13 protein-coding genes are annotated in these 18,546 nt (G+C 74.5%); 7 read left to right on the forward strand and 6 right to left on the reverse strand.

The genetic code is table 11. The annotated features are described in order from the left end of the window. Positions 1–45: 45 nt before the first annotated feature. From FKD65_RS34680 to FKD65_RS34695, 4 genes are all read left to right on the forward strand, one after another. A complete protein-coding gene (locus FKD65_RS34680; protein ID WP_141582802.1) occupies positions 46–1,455 on the forward strand; it encodes a PLP-dependent aminotransferase family protein in 1,410 nt (469 codons plus the stop codon). 111 nt (positions 1,456–1,566) lie between these two features. After that, positions 1,567–2,844, forward strand: coding sequence for a lipase family protein (locus tag FKD65_RS34685; protein ID WP_141582804.1), 1,278 nt, complete (start codon positions 1,567–1,569; stop codon positions 2,842–2,844). Positions 2,845–2,873: 29 nt separating this feature from the next. Beyond that, a complete protein-coding gene (locus tag FKD65_RS34690; protein ID WP_141582807.1) occupies positions 2,874–3,842 on the forward strand; it encodes an acyl-CoA desaturase in 969 nt (322 codons plus the stop codon). After that, entirely contained in the window at positions 3,839–5,596 is a 1,758-nt protein-coding gene (locus tag FKD65_RS34695; protein ID WP_141582809.1) for a fatty acyl-AMP ligase, read from the forward strand. Before FKD65_RS34690 ends, FKD65_RS34695 begins: the two co-directional genes overlap by 4 nt. 16 nt (positions 5,597–5,612) lie before the next feature. Here the strand turns inward: FKD65_RS34695 and FKD65_RS34700 are convergent, their stop codons facing one another. From FKD65_RS34700 to FKD65_RS34710, 3 genes are all read right to left on the reverse strand, one after another. Continuing rightward, positions 5,613–6,866 (reverse strand): CdaR family transcriptional regulator, encoded by a 1,254-nt coding sequence (locus FKD65_RS34700; protein WP_240809750.1) that lies wholly within the window; start codon positions 6,864–6,866, stop codon positions 5,613–5,615. Positions 6,867–7,003: 137 nt separating this feature from the next. Beyond that, positions 7,004–7,846 carry an EamA family transporter gene (locus FKD65_RS34705; protein ID WP_205718346.1) on the reverse strand — a complete coding sequence of 281 codons (843 nt, stop codon included), beginning with the start codon at positions 7,844–7,846 and terminating at the stop codon, positions 7,004–7,006. Next, the gene (locus FKD65_RS34710; RefSeq protein WP_141582813.1) at positions 7,843–8,361 is read right to left on the reverse strand and encodes a MarR family winged helix-turn-helix transcriptional regulator; all 519 of its coding nucleotides are present in this window, start codon (positions 8,359–8,361) and stop codon (positions 7,843–7,845) included. The genes FKD65_RS34705 and FKD65_RS34710 overlap by 4 nt, the downstream gene beginning before the upstream one ends. A gap of 100 nt (positions 8,362–8,461) precedes the next feature. Between FKD65_RS34710 and selA the strand changes: the two genes are divergently transcribed. The 3 genes from selA to selD are packed head-to-tail and all read left to right on the forward strand — an operon-like array spanning position 8,462 to position 12,542. Continuing rightward, positions 8,462–9,781, forward strand: coding sequence for an L-seryl-tRNA(Sec) selenium transferase (gene selA, locus FKD65_RS34715; RefSeq protein ID WP_141582815.1), 1,320 nt, complete (start codon positions 8,462–8,464; stop codon positions 9,779–9,781). After that, a complete protein-coding gene (locus FKD65_RS34720; protein WP_141582817.1) occupies positions 9,778–11,568 on the forward strand; it encodes a selenocysteine-specific translation elongation factor in 1,791 nt (596 codons plus the stop codon). The genes selA and FKD65_RS34720 overlap by 4 nt, the downstream gene beginning before the upstream one ends. Beyond that, positions 11,541–12,542, forward strand: coding sequence for a selenide, water dikinase SelD (gene selD / locus FKD65_RS34725; protein ID WP_141582819.1), 1,002 nt, complete (start codon positions 11,541–11,543; stop codon positions 12,540–12,542). The genes FKD65_RS34720 and selD overlap by 28 nt, the downstream gene beginning before the upstream one ends. Here the strand turns inward: selD and fdh are convergent. The 3 genes from fdh to FKD65_RS34740 all read right to left on the reverse strand — a co-directional run bounded on the left by fdh (position 12,539) and on the right by FKD65_RS34740 (position 18,544). Then, positions 12,539–15,790, reverse strand: coding sequence for a formate dehydrogenase (gene fdh, locus FKD65_RS34730; RefSeq protein ID WP_141582821.1), 3,252 nt, complete (start codon positions 15,788–15,790; stop codon positions 12,539–12,541). The two genes, selD and fdh, sit on opposite strands and share 4 nt — an antisense overlap. Positions 15,791–15,879: 89 nt before the next feature. After that, positions 15,880–17,664: a hypothetical protein gene (locus FKD65_RS34735; RefSeq protein WP_240809751.1), complete on the reverse strand. Its 1,785-nt coding sequence runs from the start codon at positions 17,662–17,664 to the stop codon at positions 15,880–15,882. Between the two features lie 142 nt (positions 17,665–17,806). Further along, on the reverse strand, positions 17,807–18,544 hold the full coding sequence (locus FKD65_RS34740; RefSeq protein ID WP_141582823.1) for an evbL: 738 nt from the start codon (positions 18,542–18,544) through the stop codon (positions 17,807–17,809). Positions 18,545–18,546: the final 2 nt, after the last annotated feature.

The raw sequence follows: 18,546 nt of genomic DNA on the forward strand, positions 1-18,546 counted from the left end.
GCACGAACGTAGGCGACCATCCGGCCTGCTATATGGTCCAATCTCATGGCAATCGAGTGGGCCGGTTCGACTCCGGAGCTGCTGCTGGCCCTGGACCGGGCCGCGACCGGGACGCTGCGCGCGCAGCTGGAGGACGCGCTGCGCGACGCGATCTGCACCGGACGGCTGAAGGCGGGCGAGCGGCTGCCGTCGTCGCGCGAGCTGGCCCGGCAGCTCGGCGTCTCCCGCGGCCTCGTCCAGGAGTGCTACGGCCGGCTCAACGCCGAGGGGTTCCTTTGCGCGCGTACGGGGTCGGCCACACGGGTGGCGCCCGTCCGCGTCGCCCGGGACGAACCGGCACCCGCGCCGCGGCCGGCCGCGTCCCGGCTGCGCGTCGACTTCGCCGCGGGAGTGCCCGACCTGGCGTCCTTCCCGCGCGGCGACTGGTCGTGGGCCCAGCGGGAGGTCGCCCGCACGGTGCCGAACGAGGCCCTCGGCTACGGCGACCCGCGCGGCTGCGAGGACCTGCGGGACGTGCTCGCCGGGCACCTCCGGCGGGTGCGCGCGGCCCTCGCCGAACCCGAGGACGTCGTCGTCTGCGGCGGCTTCGCGCAGGGGCTGGCCATCGTTCTGCACGTCCTCGCCCGCCGCGGCGTCCGGCGCGTGGCCTTCGAGGACCCCGGCTACGGCGACGGCGCGACCATGGCCGCCGCCGCGCGCGCCGGGATCGAGGCGGTGCCCGTCCCGGTCGACGGCCTCGGGCTGGACGTGGACGCGCTCGACGCGAGCGGCGCCCGCGCCGTCGTCGTCACCCCGGCGCACCAGTGGCCGACCGGCGTCGTGCTCGCCCCCGAGCGGCGCCGCGCCCTCGCCGACTGGGCGTGCGAGCGGGACGGCGTCGTCGTCGAGGACGACTACGACGCCGAGTTCCGCTACGACCGGGAGCCCGTCGGGTCGGTGCAGGGGCTCGCGCCCGGCCGCGTCATCGCCCTCGGGACGGTCAGCAAGTCGCTGGCCCCGGCCGTCCGGCTCGGCTGGATCCTGTGCCCGCCCGCGCTGACCCGGGCGGTCGCGGAGGAGAAGCGGCTCGCCGACCGCGGCTCGCCCGTCCTGGACCAGCTCGCGCTCGCCGCGCTCATCGAGTCCGGACGCTACGGGCGGCACCTGCGCCGGATGCGGCCCGTCTACGCGGCGCGCCGCGCGGCCCTCGTGGCGGCCCTCGCCGAGCACGCGCCCTCCGTGCGGCTGACCGGGCTGGCCGCGGGCTTCCACGCCGTCGCCCACCTGCCCGCCGGGACCGCCGAGCGGCGCGTCGTCGCCGGGGCGCGCCGGCGGTCGGTCGGCCTGTACGGGATGAGCACCTACCGGGCGTCCGGCGCGGCCGAGCCGCCGTGCCTCGTCCTCGGCTTCGGCGATCTCACCGAGACCGCCGTCCGCGACGGGATCCGGGACGTGGGCGACCTCCTCGAATCTTGAGTTGAGTGCTAACAACGACGCTCCACCATGTGAGATGACTTCATTCCGCGCACCGCACCGGCCGGGGGACAGTCGTCAGCATTCGGTTTCCAGTCCACCCCTGGAGCGAGAATGCGCTATCGCAGCCTGCTCACCACCGCGGCGCTCGGCGCGGCCCTCGCCGTGCCCGCCGCCGTGCCCCCCGCCGCCGCGTCCCCCGCGCCCTCCGGCTGCGACGCCACCGACGCGCAGATCTACGCGGCGCCGCCGGCCGAGGTCACGGGCGGCCCGGGCGACCTGCTCGCCTGCCGCCCGGCGAAGCTGACGAACATCCCCGGCGACGTCCCGATGAAGGCGTGGAAGGTCCGGTACGTCTCGACCGACGCCAAGGGCGCCAGGAACGTGGTGACCGGGACGGTCGCCGTCCCGGACGCGGCGTGGACGAAGGGCGGCTCCCGCCCCACGGTCGCGTTCAACCCCGGCACGCTCGGCTCCGGCCCGCAGTGCGCGTTCTCCAAGCAGCTCGCGGGCGAGTACGTCGACATGTACGAGGGCGCCAACCTGACGCTGTTCCTGAAGGCGGGCTTCGCGGTCGCCGCCACCGACGGCGCGGGGTACCTCGACGGGCAGGTCCACACCTACATGGTCGGCGCGAACGCCGGCCACGCGCTGCTGGACGCCGTCCGGGCGTCGCGCCGCATCCCCGGCGGAAGCCTCACCGAGGACGGCAAGGTCGGCATCTCCGGTTACTCCGAGGGCGGCGCCGCCGCGCTGTGGGGCGCGCAGCTCGCCTCGTCCTACGCGCCGGAGCTGGACGTCGCCGGCGCGGCGGCGGGCGGCGTGCCCGGCGACCTGAAGCTCACGGCGAAGCAGCTGAACGGCAGCCTGTTCGCGGGCTTCCTCGCCGACGCGCTCGTGGGCCTGAACGCCGCCTACCCGGAGATGCCGTTCGACGAGCTGATGAGCGACCGTGGCGCACAGGCGATCAAGGACGTGAGGTCGAACTGCCTGTACGGGACGCTCGCCGTCTTCCTCGGGGCGAGGGTCGAGAACTTCTCCAAGGACGGCCTCTCGCTGGAGCAGATCTACGCGCTCAAGGGGCCCGGCGGCGCGACCTGGGGCGACATCGTCGACCGGCAGAAGCTCGGCGCCGGCATCGGCACTCCCTCGTCCGGCGCCCGGTACGAGATCGGCTTCCCGGTCTTCCAGTACCGCGGATGGCTCGAGGAGATCATCCCGCACGAGACCGAGGACGCCACCCGCCAGGCCTACTGCGAGGCCGGCATCACCACGACGTGGAAGAACACCTACCCGGCCGAGCACCTGTCCACCGACTGGGGCGCCGCCGGGGACGTGACGGACTTCCTCGCCGACCGCTTCGAGGGCAAGCCCGCGCGGGGCAACTGCTGACCGCCGGACCAACGACAGAGGGAGTGAACATGACAGCGGGCGTCGCCGACGTCGGCAGCCACACCCCGCAGCCGGACATCTCCGGTACCGTCCCGTTCCCCGAGCGCGTCGCGGTCGTGGTGTTCGTGGTCGGGCCCGTCATCGGGCTGCTGGGCGCCGTCCCCTTCCTGTGGGGCTGGGGGATCGGCTGGACCGACGTCGCCATCTTCGCGTTCCTGTATCCGCTGAACGCGATCGGCATCACCGTCGGCTACCACCGGCACTTCACGCACGGCGGCTTCAAGGCCAAGCGGTGGCTGCGGATCGCCCTCGCGATCCTCGGCGGGCAGGCCATGCACGGCTCGGTGGTCCGCTGGGTCGCCGACCACCGCCGCCACCACAAGTACGCCGACCAGGAGGGCGACCCGCACTCGCCGTGGGCGTACGGGCCCGGCGTGTGGGGCCTGACCAAGGGCCTCTACCACGCGCACATGGGCTGGCTCTTCGGCAGGGAGCGCACGTCCCGCAGCAAGTACGCGCCCGACCTGCTGAAGGACAGGGACATCCGGTTCCTGTCGCTCGACCCCGTCTACGCCGTGATCGTCCTGTCGACGTTCCTCGTCCCGATGGGCCTCGGCGCGCTGCTCACCTGGTCGTGGCACGGCGCCGTCACCGCCCTGTTCTGGGGCGGGGTGATGCGCGTGTTCGTCGGCGACCACATCACGTTCTCCATCAACTCGATCTGCCACGTCTTCGGCAAGGAGGACTTCAGGACGCGCGACCGGGCCCGCAACGTGTGGTGGCTGGCGATCCCGTCGTTCGGCGAGTCCTGGCACAACCTGCACCACGCCGACCCGACCTGCGCGCGGCACGGCGTCCTCAAGGGGCAGATCGACATCAGCGCCCGCGTCATCTGGATCTTCGAGAGGCTCGGCTGGGTCTGGGACGTCCGCTGGCCCGACCACGAGCGCCTCGCCGCCCGCCGCGTCACCGCCCCCAGCACCGGAGAGCGACCATGACCGACCTTCCCGCGCTCGACCGCACGCCGCTGATCGAGCGGCTCGCCCGGTTCGCCAAGGACTTCCCGGGCGACCGCGCCTACACGTTCATGGACTACATGACGGACCCGGACGGCGTCGCCACCCATGTCACCTGGGGGGAACTGGACCGGCGCGCCCGCGGCATCGCCGCCGCCATCCGCCGGGCCACCGGGCCCGGGCGTCGGGTCGCGCTGCTCGCACCGCAGGACCTGCACTACGTCACGGGGTTCCTCGGCGCCATGTACGCGCGGGTCGTCGGCGTCCCGCTGTTCTCCCCGGACCTGCCCGGCCACGGAGACCGGCTCCTCGCCGTCTACCGGGACGCCGATCCCGACGTCTTGATCACCACGAGCGCGTCGCTGCCGCACGTCCGCTCGTTCCTCGGGGGCGGGGACGTGCGGCGGCCCGCCGAGGTGATCGTCGCGGACGAGGTCGACGCCGCGCTCGACTGGACCCCCGAGCCGATCGACCCGGACGACGTCGCCTACCTGCAGTACACCTCCGGCTCGACCCGCACCCCCGCGGGTGTGATCATCACGCACGGGAACTTCGCCACGAACGCCGAGCAGCTCTGGCGGACGTTCGAGGGCGTCCCGCGCGTGTCGTCCGGCGTGAACTGGCTGCCCGTCTTCCACGACATGGGCCTGGTCACGACCGTCGCGCTGCCGCTGGTCTACGGCAACCCGGGCGTGATCATGGATCCGGTGGCGTTCGTCATGCGCCCGGTCCGCTGGCTGGAGCTGCTCAGCGATCAGTCCCACGCGTTCACCGGCGGGCCCAACTTCGCCTACGAGTACCTCACCGCGCAGGTCACCGAGGAGGAGAAGGCGAAGCTCGACCTGAGCGGCGTGCAGGTGTTCATGAACGGCGCGGAGCCGATCCGCGAGAGCACGCTCACCGGGTTCTACGAGGCGTTCAAGGACTGCGGGCTGCGGCCCGAGGCGCAGGTGTGCGCCTACGGGCTGGCCGAGGCGACCGTGTACGTGTCGGCGTCGTCCCGGTTCCGCGAGCCGACCCGCGTCGCGTTCGACCACGAGGCGCTGCGCCGGGGGACCGCCGAACCGTGCGACCCCGGCGCGCCCGGCGCGATCCAGCTCATCGCCTGCGGCACGTCCTACGGCCAGCACGTCGCCATCGCCGATCCCGACTCCGGCGTCCGGCTCGCGGACGGCGCCGTCGGGGAGATCTGGGTGCATGGCCCCAACGTCGCGGCCGGCTACTGGGGACGTCCCGAGGCCACCAGGGAGACGTTCGAGGCGGAGCTCGCCGGACACGGGGACCTGCCGCGCTCCCCGTGGCTGCGCACCGGGGACCTCGGCGTCCTGCACGGCGGGGAGCTGTTCGTCACCGGCCGGATCAAGGACCTGGTCATCGTGGACGGGCGCAACCACTACCCGCAGGACATCGAGTTCACCGTCTCCGGCGCGCACAAGGCGATCCGCCGCGAGTACACGTGCGCGGTGGCCGTCGACACCGGCGACACCGAGGGCCTCGTCGTGGTCGCCGAGCGGAACCGCCGGGTGCCGATCGCGCTGCTGGACGCCGAAGACGCGGCGCGGGCGGTGCGGGCGGCGGTGAAGCAGCAGCACGACCTGCGCGTGCACGACTTCGTGCTCATCGAGCCGGGCGGCCTGCCGCGCACCAGCAGCGGGAAGATCGCCCGGTCCGCGTGCCGGTCGGCCTACCTCGAGGGGACGCTGCCGGTCGTGGAGGCGGCCCCCAGGACCGGGTGAGCCGGAAGGGCGCCCCTCACGCGCGCTCCCCGTCGGCTCCGCCGCGCAGCCAGACGGGGAGCAGCAGCATCAGCTCCAGCCGGACCGCCGGGTCCTCGATGTCGTAGTCGAAGATCTCGTGCAGCTGCGCCAGCCGGTACCGGACGGTCTGCGGGTGCACGCACAGCGCCTCCGCGGCGTCCGTCGCGTTGAAGCCGTGCTTGAGGCACTCCAGCAGCGTCGCCGCCAGCCGGTCGCCGCGGTGCCGGCCGAGCGCGGTGAGCGGGGCCAGCCGGCGGCGCGCGGCCGCCTCGGCGAGCGTCCAGCCCTCCTGGAGCAGCAGGTCGGGCACGTACCGGTCGGCGTGGACGAGCGTGCCGGGCCCCTGCCGGTGCAGGTGCCCGGCCGCCATCGAGTCGAGGGTCCGGTGGGCCCAGTGCAGCGAGACCCCGGCCCGGTCCAGCGGCACCGAGGGCCCGACCGCGCCCGCCCAGCCGCCGAGGGTGGAGGTCAGCCGGTCGGGGCCGCCGGGACGGTCCGGGTCGGGCATCACCAGGCACGGCCGCCCGCGGTCGAGGCCGCTCAGCAGGGACGGGGGCAGCCCGGCGGGCCCCTCCCCGCCGGTGCCGGGCCGCGGCTCCAGCACGATCACGGCCAGCCGCTCGGGCAGCGGCCAGCCGGCCAGGACGGCCTGCTCGGCGACGACGTCCCGCGGCGCCGGGGGGTCGGACAGCAGCAGGCTCATCAGCCGGCCGCGGCGCTGCTCCCGCTCGCCCGCGGCCTTCTCCCGGGCCCGGGCGTAGCCCTGGGCGGCGGCGGACGCCAGCAGGTCCAGGTAGGCGAGGTTCGCCTCGGTGAGCGCGATCGCCAGGTCGCGGGGCTTCATCAGCCGGTCGGCCTCCCGCGACAGGTACCGCCACGCGGTCCTGGAGGCGACCCGCATCGCGTTCTGCAGGTGCTCCAGCCCGCGCCCCTCCATCGCCTCCCCGTACCCGATGTCGAAGTAGACCTGGTGCACCTCCTGCCAGGAGGTGTCGGGGTCGGCGATCATCTGCACGAAGTGGCCCATGCCCCGCGCCGTCGCGAGCCGCATCACGTCGATGTAGACGGGGTCGTCCGGCCGCGCGTACTCGGGGACGTGCCGCAGCACCCCCTCCACCATGGAGTCGACCAGCGCCGGAAGGTGCGGGCGCATCCACTGCGCCTCTTCTCGCGGTACGTCGCGCCAGGGCTCCCCCGACAGATCGTCGATCGGGGCGGGCCTCTCGTGCAGCTCCGTCAAAGCGGTCACCTCCGTCAGCGGACACGCTGGGGCCGCCAGGCTAGGTAACGTGCGTCACACAGGACACTCACATCGGTGACAAGGCCGCCCGATTCCTTGTCACGCGCGGCGGATGCGCCTGGCCGCGACGGACAAGGAGTGGTCCCTCAGGCCGCGGCCAGGGTCAGCAGGACGACGGCCGCCCCCGCCCCCGCCAGCCCCGCGGCCTGCGTCCTCGACAGGCGCTCGCGCAGCGCCGTGACGCCGAGCAGCACCGGCACCACCGGGTACAGCGAGGACAGCACGACCGCGATGACGACGATCTGCTGCCGGGTCGCGAGGAGGTAGCAGACGAGCGCCGCCGCCGCGAGGCCTCCGTTCAGCGCCGACCAGGGCCCCAGCGCCCCGCTCGGCATGCGCCGGCCGGGCGCGCACATCATCGGCGCGATCGCGAGGACGGCCGTCACCCGTCCCGCCGCGACGGGCCAGAGCCCGGAGTCCTCGCCGGCCTGCGCCAGGGCCAGGTACTGGACGCCGATCCCGGCGCCCGCGGCGAGGCCGTTCACCAGCGCCGCGCGGACCCGGCCCCCCTCGTCCGAGCGCGACCGGGACACCAGCCACAACGCGGGCACCACCACGGCGATCCCCAGCCAGGCCGCCGGCGTGGGCCGGTCGCCGAGGAACGCGACGCCGGCGACGACCGGCAGCGCCACCCCGCCGACCGCGCTGACCGGGACGACGATGCTCAGCTTCCCCTTGCTGACGCCCCGGTAGAGGAAGACCATCGCCAGGCCCGTCCCGGCACCGGAGAGCGCCCCCCAGGCCAGGTCGCCAGCGGTCATCGCAGGGGCGGGCACGGCCGGCGCGGCGGCGGCCGCGCACACGAGCCCGCCGATCTGGCCGAGCAGCGCGACGGCGGTGAAGTCGGCGCGCCGCGCCAGCAGCCCGCCCCAGACGTCGGCGACGCCGTAGAGCACCGCCGAGGCGAGGGCCAGGAGGACGCCCGTCACGCGCGCCCCGCGTCCCGCTCGGCCTGGCCGACCGGGCAGACCTCGCCGCTCGTGCAGCATCCCCGGTCGCAGAGCCGGCAGATGACGTCCGAGTCGCCGATCTCCTCGTAGAGGCGGGCCAGGAGCTTGGCCAGCAGCCCGGTCAGCGCTTCGCGCTCCCCGTCGTCCAGGACGGCCAGCACACCGGCGAGCGGCGCTTCCCGGGCGGAGAGCATCCGGCGCACCGCCTCCTCGCCCTCCGGTGTCAGCAGCACCTGGACGGCGCGCCCCCGGCCGGGACGGCGCCGGGCCAGGCCCGCGGCCTCAAGGCCGTCCACCATGCGGGCGGCGGCGGACTGGGTCAGCCCGACCCGCCGCCCCAGTTCGGTGACGCCGAGGCCCGGCGCGTGCGACAGCACCACCAGCGCCCCCGCGCCGCTCGCGCTCACCCGTCCCGCGCCCGTCGCCCCGGCCAGCACGAGGTCGGTCACCGCCAGCGAGGCGGCGCCCAGCAGATTCGCCACTCTGTCATGCATGAGGCATGCATGTTAGCAGGGCGCGGGCGCGCCCCCGGCGGGGACGGCGCCGTTTGCGTGCCATGCTGGCCGGGTAGCGCTGCATGTCGGAGGTCGCCTGATGGATCGCGGAGCCGTGCCCGGCGCGGGGGAGGACGGCCGGCGGCGGATCGCCCGCACGGACGTGCTGCTCGCCGACCCCCGCCTCGCGCGTGCGGCGCAGCGGCTCGGGCGAGGGGTGGTGAAGGCGGCGGTCGTCGCGGCCCAGCGCCGGGCCCGCGCCGGCGAGATCGCGCCGGAGGCGGTGGCCGACACCGCTGCCGCGTCGCTGCCGCCGAGCGCCTCCGGGCTGCGGCCGGTGATCAACGCGACCGGCGTCCTGCTGCATACCAACCTCGGGCGGGCGCCGCTGTCGGAGGCCGCCCGCGAGGCCGTGGCCGTGGCGTCCGGCGCCACCGACGTGGAACTCGACCTGGAGACCGGGCGCCGCGCCAGGCGCGGGCGGTCGGTGCTCGCGGCGCTGCTGGAGCGGGTGCCGGAGGCGGAGGCCGCGCACGTGGTCAACAACGGCGCGGCGGCGCTCGTGCTGGCCGCGGCCGTCCTCGCGCCCGGCCGGGAGATCGTCATCAGCCGCGGCGAGATGGTGGAGATCGGCGACGGGTTCCGCATCCCCGAACTGCTCGCCTCGACCGGCGCCCGGCTGCGCGAGGTCGGCACCACGAACCGGACCGCGCCGGACGACTACGCGGCGGCCGTCGGCGAGGAGACCGGGTTCATCCTCAAGGTGCACCCCTCGAACTTCCGCATGACCGGCTTCACGCGGGGCGCGGACGTCGCGGAGCTGACCGGGCTCGGGGTGCCGGTCGTCGCCGACATCGGGTCCGGCCTGCTCGCCCCCGACCCGCTCCTGCCGGACGAGCCCGACGCCGCGTCCATGCTCAAGGCGGGCGCCGACCTCGTCACCGCCAGCGGCGACAAGCTGCTCGGCGGGCCGCAGTGCGGGCTCGTCCTCGGACGGGGCGAGCCGGTGCGCCGGCTCGCCCGCCATCCGCTCGCGCGGGCGTTGCGGGTCGACAAGCTGACCCTCGCCGCCCTGGAGGCCACCCTTCGGGGGCCGCGCACCCCGACCGCCGAGGCGCTGCACGCCCCCGCGGAGGCGGTGCGCGAACGCGCCGAGCGGCTCGCCGCCCTGCTGCGGGACGCGGGCGTGGAGGCGGCGGCCGTCGGCAGCGAGGCGGCGGTCGGCGGCGGCGGCGCGCCGGGCGTCGTCCTGCCGAGCGCGGCCGTGGCGGTGCCCGAGCCGTACGCGGCGCGCCTGCGCCGGGGGACGCCCGCCGTGATGGGCCGGGTCGAGGACGGGCGGTGCCTGCTCGACCTGCGCTCGGTCCCGCCGGACCAGGACGGCGTCCTGGCGGAGGCCGTCCGGGCGGCGGTCCGATGACGCACGTCGTCGCGACCGCCGGGCACGTCGACCACGGGAAGTCCACGCTGGTCCGCGCCCTCACCGGGATGGAGCCCGACCGGCTTGAGGAGGAGCGGCGCCGCGGCCTCACCATCGAGCTCGGCTTCGCCTGGACGACCCTGCCGGGCGGCGACCGGATCGCCTTCGTGGACGTCCCCGGCCACGAGCGGCTCGTCACCACGATGCTCGCCGGTGTCGGACCCGTCCCGGCCGTCATGTTCGTCGTGGCGGCCGACCAGGGCTGGCAGCGCCAGTCCGAGGAGCACCTCGCGGTCCTGGACGCGCTCGGCGTCCGGCACGGCCTCCTCGTCGTCACGCGCGGCGACCTCGCCGACGGGGAGGCGGCGGCCCGGGTGCGCGAGGAGGCGCTCGCCCGCATCGCGGCCACCTCGCTCGGCCGCGTGGAATCGGTGACGGTCAGCGGCGCCACCGGCGCCGGCATCGGCGGGCTGCGCGCGGCGCTGGAGCGCCTCACCGGTTCCCTCCCGGACCCCGACCTGGACGCCGACGTCCGGCTCTGGATCGATCGCGTCTTCACAGTCCGCGGCAGGGGCACGATCGTGACCGGCACCCTCGGCGCGGGGGCGATCAAGGTCGGCGACCGCCTGGCCGCCGGCGACGCCCGCCTGCGCGTGCGGGGGCTGCAGAGCCTCAAGGAGGACCACCGGCGGATCGGCGCCGTCGCGCGCGTCGCCGTCAACCTGCACGGGGACGCGGGGGAGATCGGCCGGGGCGACGCCCTGCTCACCCCCGGGCGCTGGCTCACCACCGAGGTCGTCGACGTCCGGCTGCGCGGCGACCCCGCGTCCGACCTGCCGCGCGAGCTGACGCTCCACGCGGGCTCGGCGGCGGTGCCGGTCCACGTCCGACCCCTCGGCGACGACACCGCGCGGCTGTCGCTGCGCCGCCCCCTGCCGCTCCGCGTCGGGGACGTCGCCCTGCTGCGCGACCCCGGGCGGCACCGCGTCCCGGCCGGGGTGACGGTGCTGGACGTCCGGCCCGAGCCGTTCGCGCGGCGCGGTGCGGCGGCGGCGCGGGCCCGCGTGCTCGCCGGGATGACCGGACGCCCGGACGGCGCCGAGGAGGTCCGCCGCCGCGGCCTGATCAGGCGGTCGGACCTGGTGGCGATGGGGGTCCCCGTCCCGTTCGAGCCGGTCGCGGGGGAGTGGCTCGCCGATCCCGCCCTCTGGAGGGACCTGCGCGAGCGGCTCGCGGCGGCCGTCGAGGAGCACGCCGAGGCCCACCCGACCGACCCCGGCCTCCCGGCCGACGCCGCCCGCCGCGCCCTCGGCCTCCCCGACCGCGCCCTCGTCGACGTTCTCGCCGAGGGCCTGCGGCGGCGCGACGGCAGGCTCTACGGCCGGGCGACCGCGCCCGAACTGCCGCCGCCCGTGCGCGAGGCCGTCGACGCCGTCCGCCGCGACCTGGCCGCGAACCCGTTCCAGGCGCCGGACGCGAACCGGCTCGCCGAGCTCGGCCTCACCCCGAAGATGCTCGCCGTGGCCGCCGCGGCCGGCGAGCTCCTCAAGGTGGCCGACGGCGTCGTCCTGCTCCCCGGCGACGACGCCCGCGCCGCCGGCCTGCTCGCCGGGCTCGGCGGTCCCTTCACGTTGAGCGAGGCGCGCCGCGCGCTCGGCACCACCCGCCGCGTCGCCGTCCCCCTCATGGAGTACCTGGACGACCAGGGCTACACCGTCCGGGTGGACGACCTCCGCCGCCGCTGCACAGAGAGGAACGCATGCGCGAACCGCAGAGGAAACGGCTGACCCAGTACGCGCACGGCGGCGGCTGCGCCTGCAAGATCCCGCCGGGCGAGCTGGAGGAGGTCGTCGCCGGCCTCGGCGCCGCGCCCGCCTCGCCCAACGCCGACCTGCTCGTCGGCCTGGAGACCGGCGACGACGCGGCCGTGGTCCGGCTCCAGGACGGCCTCGCCGCCGTCGCCACCGCCGACTTCTTCACCCCCGTCGTCGACGACCCCTACGACTGGGGGCGCATCGCCGCCGCGAACGCCCTCTCCGACGTCTACGCGATCGGCGGCCGTCCCGTCGTCGCGGTGAACCTGCTCGCCTGGCCGCGCGAGGTCCTGCCGTTCGAGCTGGCGCGCGAGGTCCTGCGCGGCGGCCTCGACGTCGCCGCCGAGGCGGGCTGCCATGTCGGCGGCGGCCACAGCGTGGACGACCCCGAGCCGAAGTACGGCATGGCCGTCACCGGGGTCGCCGACCCCGCGCGCCTCCTGCGCAACGACACGGGGAAGCCGGGCACGGCGCTCAGCCTCACCAAGCCGCTCGGCCTCGGCGTCCTGAACAACCGGCACAAGGCGACGGGCGAGGTCTTCGCGCACGCCGTCGCGACCATGGCCGAGCTGAACCGCGACGCCTCCGCCGCCGCGCTGGCGGCCGGGATCGGCTGCGCCACCGACGTGACCGGCTTCGGGCTCCTCGGCCACCTCTACAAGATGGCCCGCGCGTCCGGGGTGACCGCCGTGGTCGACGCGGCCGCCGTCCCCTACCTCGACGGCGCCCGCGCGTCCCTCCGGGACGGGTACGTCTCCGGCGGGACGCGCCGCAACCTCGACTGGGTCGCCCCGCACACCGACTTCGGGGCCACCGGCGAGGACGACCGGCTCCTGCTCGCCGACGCCCAGACCTCCGGCGGCCTCCTGCTCGCGGGCGAGATCCCCGGCGCCCCCGTCATCGGCGAACTCGTCCCCGCCGGCGAACACCCGCTGGTCGTCCGCTAGATCTCGGTTCCGGTCCGGTCCGTGACGCCTGCTCTGCGCTGGTACTCGCGGACCAGGGCGCCTGCCGCAGGGCCGCGCGGGCGGCGGCCCGGGCGGATGTCGACCGACACCGCCTTCGCCTCCTGGATGTGCGTGTTCGGGTCCAGGGCCAGGTGCAGCAGCTCGTTCGCGGCGTCGCCGCGGCTGTAGCCGTTCGGGCCCCAGTGGTAGGGCAGGCCGACCTGGTGCAGCTTCCGGCCGTCCACGGTCAGCGGCGCCATGCGCTCGGTCACCAGCACCCGCGCCTCCACGACGCCGCGCGGGCTGACGATCGTCGCCCAGCCGCCGTGCTCCAGGCGCCGCTCGGCCGCCAGCTCCGGCGAGACCTCGCAGAAGAACTCCGGCTGGAGCTCGGCCAGGTACGGCTGCCAGCGCGACATGCCGCCCGCCGTGTGGTGCTCGGTGAGCCGGTACGTCGTCGCCACGTACGGGTAGACGCCGGTTCCCGGGTCGGCGCCGCTCGGCGCGTACCGGTTGTCCGGATGGGGCGGCAGCAGGTGCCGGACGGGGTTGCGCTGCTGCTCGTAGAGCGGGTTCTGGAACGGCGACTCCTGCGGTTCGTAGTGCGTCGGCAGCGGCCCGTCGGTCAGGCCGGCCGGCACGTACAGCCACGCCTTGCCGTCCGCCTGCATGATGAACGGGTCGTCGCCCGCGAGCGCGTCGGGCCCGGTGGCGTCGCTCGGGGGCTTGTAGCCCGGCGGGCGGTCGGCCACGAAGTCGGGCACGTCGTGGCCCGTCCACCTGCCTTTCTCGGCGTCCCACCAGACCAGCGCCTTGCGGTCGCTCCACGGCTTGCCGTCCGGGTCGGCGGACGCCCGGTTGTACAGGACGCGGCGGTTCATCGGCCACGCCCAGCCCCACTCGGGCGCCACCCAGCTCTGGTCCTTGCCGGGCTTGCGGCGCGCGGTCTGGTTGACGCCGTCCGCGTAGCAGCCGCAGTAGATCCAGCAGCCGCACGAGGTGGACCCGTCGTCCTTCAGCTGCGTGTAGGACGACAGCGGGTTCCCGTCGGCGTCCCGGCCGTTGATCTCGGCGAGCACGGCCTCGGCGTCGGGCTCGGCGATCTCGCCGTGCGTCGGGTAGTCCCACGTCAGGTCCAGGACGGGCCGGTCCATCTCGTCGGTGGAGCCGGCGAGCTTGTCCCGGATGATCCGGCCGAGGTGGTACATGAACCACAGGTCGCTGCGCGCGTCCCCGGCGGGTTCGACGGCCTTGTGGTGCCACTGCAGCATCCGCTGGGTGTTGGTGAAGCTGCCGTCCTTCTCGGTGTGCGCGGCGGCGGGCAGGAAGAACACCTCGGTGCCGATGTCCTCGGTGCGCATCTCGCCCGACTCGATCTCGGGGCCGTCCTTCCACCACGTCGCCGACTCGATCAGCGAGAAGTCGCGGACCACGAGCCAGTCGAGGTTCGCCATCCCGAGCCGCTGGATCTTGGCGTTGGCCGACCCGACGGCCGGGTTCTCGCCCATGAGGAAGTAGCCCTTGCACACCCCGTCGATCTGCGCCATGGACGTCTCGTAGGTGCTGTGCGAGCCGGTCAGCCGCGGCAGGTAGTCGAAGCGGTAGTCGTTGTCGGCCGTCGCCGCGTCGCCCCAGTACGCCTTCAGCAAGCTGACCATGTAGGAGCGCATGTCGCCCCAGAAGCCCTTGCGCGCCGCCTCCGCCTGGATGAAGGTGTCCAGGTCCTGGTTGCCGTGGGCGTGCGGCATCGGGATGTAGCCGGGCAGCAGGTTGAACAGCGTCGGGATGTCGGTCGAGCCCTGGATGGACGCGTGGCCGCGCAGCGCCAGGATGCCGCCGCCGGGGCGGCCGATGTTGCCGAGCAGCGACTGCAGGACCGACGCCGCCCGGATGTACTGGACGCCGACCGTGTGCTGGGTCCAGCCCACCGCGTACGCGAACGCCGTCGTCCGGTCGCGGCCGGAGTTCTCCGTGACCATCTCGCAGACCTTGAGGAACTGCTCCCGGGGGACGCCGCAGATCCGCTCGACCATCTCCGGCGTGTACCGCGCGTAGTGCCGCTTGAGGACCTGGAACACGCACCGCGGATGCTCCAGCGTCGGGTCGCGCTCCGGCTCGCCCACTCCGATGCCCGCGCCGCCCGAGCCGTGCGCCTCGCCGCGCCCCGACTCCTCGACGGCCCCGACCCGCTCCTCGTAGGACATGTCCCGCTGGCCGGACGCCGCCTGGACCTCCATGCCCTCGTACTGCCACGTCCTGTGGTCGTAGCTGCGCTTGTCCGGGTCCAGGCCGGAGAACACGCCGTCCAGTTCCTCGGTGTCGCGGAAGTCCTCGGTGAGGATCATCGGCGCGTTGGTGTAGGCCACGACGTAGTCGCGGAAGTACTTCTCGTTCCGCAGGACGTAGTTGATGATCCCGCCGAGGAACGCGACGTCACTTCCCGCGCGCAGCGGGACGTGGGCGTCGGCGAGCGCGCTCGTCCGCGTGAACCGAGGGTCCACGTGGATCAGCTTCGCCCCGCGGGCCTTCGCCTCCATCACCCACTGGAACCCGACCGGATGGCACTCGGCCATGTTCGAGCCCTGGACGATGATGCAGTCGGCGTGCTGGAGGTCCTGCTGGAAGGTGGTCGCGCCGCCGCGTCCGAACGAGGTTCCCAGACCGGGAACGGTGGAGGAGTGTCAAACGCGGGCCTGATTCTCGATCTGCACCGCGCCGAGCGCGGTGAACAGCTTCTTGATCAGGTAGTTCTCCTCGTTGTCGAGCGTGGCGCCGCCGAGGCTCGCGAAGCCCAGCGTCCGCCGTACCCGCACGTCGTCCTGCTCCCACTGCCAGCCGTGCCGGCGCGCCTCGACCACCCGGTCGGCGATCATGTCCATTGCCGTGCCGAGGTCGAGCGGCTCCCACTCGGTGCCGTGCGGGCGCCGGTACAGCACCTTCCGCTCGCGGGCCGGCCCGGTCGTCAGCTGGAGGGACGCCGAGCCCTTCGGGCAGAGCCGCCCGCGGCTGACCGGCGAGTCGGGATCGCCCTCGATCTGGGTGACCCTGCCGTCCTTGACGTACACGTCCTGGCCGCACCCGACGGCGCAGTAAGGGCAGATCGACTTCACGACCCGGTCGGCGGTGCTCACCCGCGGCGTGATCCGCTCGGTGCCGGCGCTCCTGGCCGCGGCGCCCCGGCCGAGGGGGTCGCCGCCGGTGAACTGGCGGTAGACGGGCCACGACTCGATCCACGTCCGAACGCCCACGTCGCACCGCCCCTCTCGACTCGATCCGCCGCCTACCCGGCGACCGCTCCGCGAAACACGGGCCGCGCGCGGCGGCGGGCGGGCTCGCGTCAGCGGGCGGCGAACGCGGCGAGGTTCGTGGAGACCGGTTCGGGGCGCCCGTCGTTCTGGACGGCGGACGCGGTCAGCACGTCGATGTGCTGGTAGCCGGGAGCGACGACGTCTCCGGGCTGCGGGTCGCCGCCGAGGCCGCCCTCCGCCTCCAGGTTGAGCGTCGGGTTGGCCGTGATGCCGTCCCCGTGGACGGCGTCGTCGGCGATCCCCGGGGCCGCGGCCAGCGCGATGTCGGTGACCATCCGCGTCGGGAAGTAGTGCTCGGTGAAGTCGAGCGGGTGCTCCGAGAGGCTGCGGGCCAGTTCGGCGATGTCGGTGACCTCCTTGCCCGCGGACGTGAACGGCGTCCCGTCCTTGGACTTGTACACGGGATCGTCCGGGGCGCCGACGCGGTCGAAGTTCCGCCATGTGAACAGCGGGCCGCGCGGCTCGTCGGGGATCGCCTTCCGCTCCGTCCCGAGCAGCCGGGACAGGCCGCCGAGCCCGACCGCGCCGAGGTCGTTCGGCGCGGGGAACTCCTTGTCGACGATCCTCCCGCCGTCCCAGAAGCCGAGGCTGGCCTGCATGAACGCGAGCGGCTGCGAGTTGTCGTCCAGCAGCCCCCCGAGCGCGGCGGCGTTGGTGAACCGGAAGTCCTTCACCGTGGGGGAGCCCGCGAGGAACGTCGGGTAGTCCTTGGAGAACAGGATCCGGTAGGTGGAGTCGGTGTTGAACGACGGCGGGACGTAGGTCGCGAGGTCGGAGACGCCGCCCGGGTCGAGGCGCGCCGCCAGGCCCGCGATGCCGAGCAGGTTCATCGTCTCGGTGTTGACCACCGCGGGGGCGGACAGGGCCCGCGGGATCACGCCGCCGTCCAGCCCCGCCTGGACGGCGCCCGCGCCGAACTTCAGGAGCGGGATCCAGTCCTCGGGGAAGTCCCCGCCGAACCCGGGTAGCGCCGTCGAGATCCGGGTGTCGAGCGCGAAGTAGCCCGAGCACTGCTCGTACCCGGCGTCGCCGGTGGTCGCGTGGTCGCCGTCGAAGTCCCACTCGGCGAAGAAGGCCGTCAGGACTCCGCCCAGCGAGTGGCCCCCGCACATCATCTTGCGCTTGCGCGTCGCCTGGTCGGGCAGCTCAGCGACCATCAGGTCGTACTGGTCGCGGACGGTCTGCTCCAGCCCGACGTTCTGGAGCCACCTCACCTGGTCGTTGGTCTGGTACCCGGCGAACTTCCGGCCGTCGACCTCTTTCTGCCTGTAGTAGTAGTCGATGGCGAGGTGGGCGTCCTTCGCCTCGAGCCCCGCCTGGATGCCGGTGCGGTCCTCCAGGCAGTTGGAACGCCGGTCCAGCGCCCAGAACTCGATGTGCCTCCCGCTCTTCGCCGCGGCCGCGACGGTGTTGCGGGCGACGCTGTCGAACGCGCCCGCGCCCTCCAGGATGCCGGGCTGCGCGACCAGGATCCGGTCGGCGTCCGCCGACGCGGCGGGACCGTCCTTGTGCCGGAACCGCAGGTAGGACAGCCAGTCGCAGGTCTCCGGGCGCGGACCGGCCGACGCGGGGAGCGGCACCCTGACCCGCACCACCGACTCGGCGACGTCGGTGACCGGAGAGCTGGAGGCGACCGGCGTCTCGGTCCGGCCGGCCTCGCGCGCGCTCACCGGCACGGCCGCGGTGGTGACGGCCAGCAGGGACGCCGCCACGACATGAGCGAAGCGGACCGGGGGGCGTGGGGGGTCGCCCCCCACACGAAACACGCTGGCCAGGACCGCGAACGTGCGCAGGGGGAGAGAGGACCGTCCCATCACCGGCTCCTTCCGAGCGTGATCGGTTCAGATCCGACAATGGACCTCTCGCCCCCGCGGCGACAGTCCCCGGCTTGCGCAATCTCCGGCCGCCTCTTGTCCGTCGGCGACAAGTCCGGGCCCGTCCGCTCCGCCGAACCGCTCAGCGGAGGACGGCCGCGCCCACCGCGCCCATCCGCTCGGCGAACTCGGCGCGCTCGGTCGGGGACAGCGCACGTTCGTAGACGGCGGCCGAGAGCCGGTCGGTGATCTCTTCCGCCTCCACGCGCCGCGGCCTGAGCGCGGCGCAGTCGGGGAGGCCGCCCTGCCAGCCGAAGAAGCGCGCGATGTCCGGGCCGTCCTGGGTCAGGATCGCCTCCAGCGGGGAGAGCCCGACGGCGGTCGTCGCGACGAGGTGCAGCCCGCCGCGCAGCTCGCGCAGCACCTGCACCAGCTGCATCAGCCGGGCCCGGGCGCCGTCCGGCAGCGGCTCGGCGCGCCAGCCGCAGAACAGCGGCAGGCCCGACCCCTCGGCCGCGCGCACGACGCGCTCGGCCAGCTCGCACAGGCGCGGGTCCTCCGGCAGGTGGGCCTCGCCCCAGACCGCGCACCCGAGGGTGTAGCGCCGCGTCGCCTCGCGCGCCCCGGCGACCGCGACCCCCTCGTCCCACTGGGCGCGGACGAAGGACGGCTCGAACCAGCCGAGCGCCGCCGAGACCACGTCGGCGTCGACGTCGCCCATCACCCCGCCGCGCCCGGCGAAGTAGTACGCGAACGGATTATCGTACCCCTGCCGCTTGCCGTGCTCCGCCGTCCCGCGCGACAGCATCCACCGGGATCCGACATCGTGGATGATCTTGTCTGCGGCACGGACGGTCTCGGCGGCGCTCAGCTCGCCCATCG

The organism is Actinomadura sp. WMMA1423, from assembly GCF_006547145.1.
GTDB lineage: Bacteria > Actinomycetota > Actinomycetes > Streptosporangiales > Streptosporangiaceae > Spirillospora.

Bases quoted from the DNA above. Each gene is read 5' to 3' on its own strand.
- FKD65_RS34680 (WP_141582802.1), top strand. From the start codon at position 46: ATGGCAATCGAGTGGGCCGGTTCGACTCCGGAGCTGCTGCTGGCCCTG.
- FKD65_RS34685 (WP_141582804.1), top strand. From the start codon at position 1,567: ATGCGCTATCGCAGCCTGCTCACCACCGCGGCGCTCGGCGCGGCCCTC.
- FKD65_RS34690 (WP_141582807.1), top strand. From the start codon at position 2,874: ATGACAGCGGGCGTCGCCGACGTCGGCAGCCACACCCCGCAGCCGGAC.
- FKD65_RS34695 (WP_141582809.1), top strand. From the start codon at position 3,839: ATGACCGACCTTCCCGCGCTCGACCGCACGCCGCTGATCGAGCGGCTC.
- FKD65_RS34710 (WP_141582813.1), bottom strand. From the start codon at position 8,361: ATGCATGACAGAGTGGCGAATCTGCTGGGCGCCGCCTCGCTGGCGGTG.
- selA (WP_141582815.1), top strand. From the start codon at position 8,462: ATGGATCGCGGAGCCGTGCCCGGCGCGGGGGAGGACGGCCGGCGGCGG.
- FKD65_RS34720 (WP_141582817.1), top strand. From the start codon at position 9,778: ATGACGCACGTCGTCGCGACCGCCGGGCACGTCGACCACGGGAAGTCC.
- selD (WP_141582819.1), top strand. From the start codon at position 11,541: ATGCGCGAACCGCAGAGGAAACGGCTGACCCAGTACGCGCACGGCGGC.
- FKD65_RS34735 (WP_240809751.1), bottom strand. From the start codon at position 17,664: ATGGGACGGTCCTCTCTCCCCCTGCGCACGTTCGCGGTCCTGGCCAGC.
- FKD65_RS34740 (WP_141582823.1), bottom strand. From the start codon at position 18,544: ATGGGCGAGCTGAGCGCCGCCGAGACCGTCCGTGCCGCAGACAAGATC.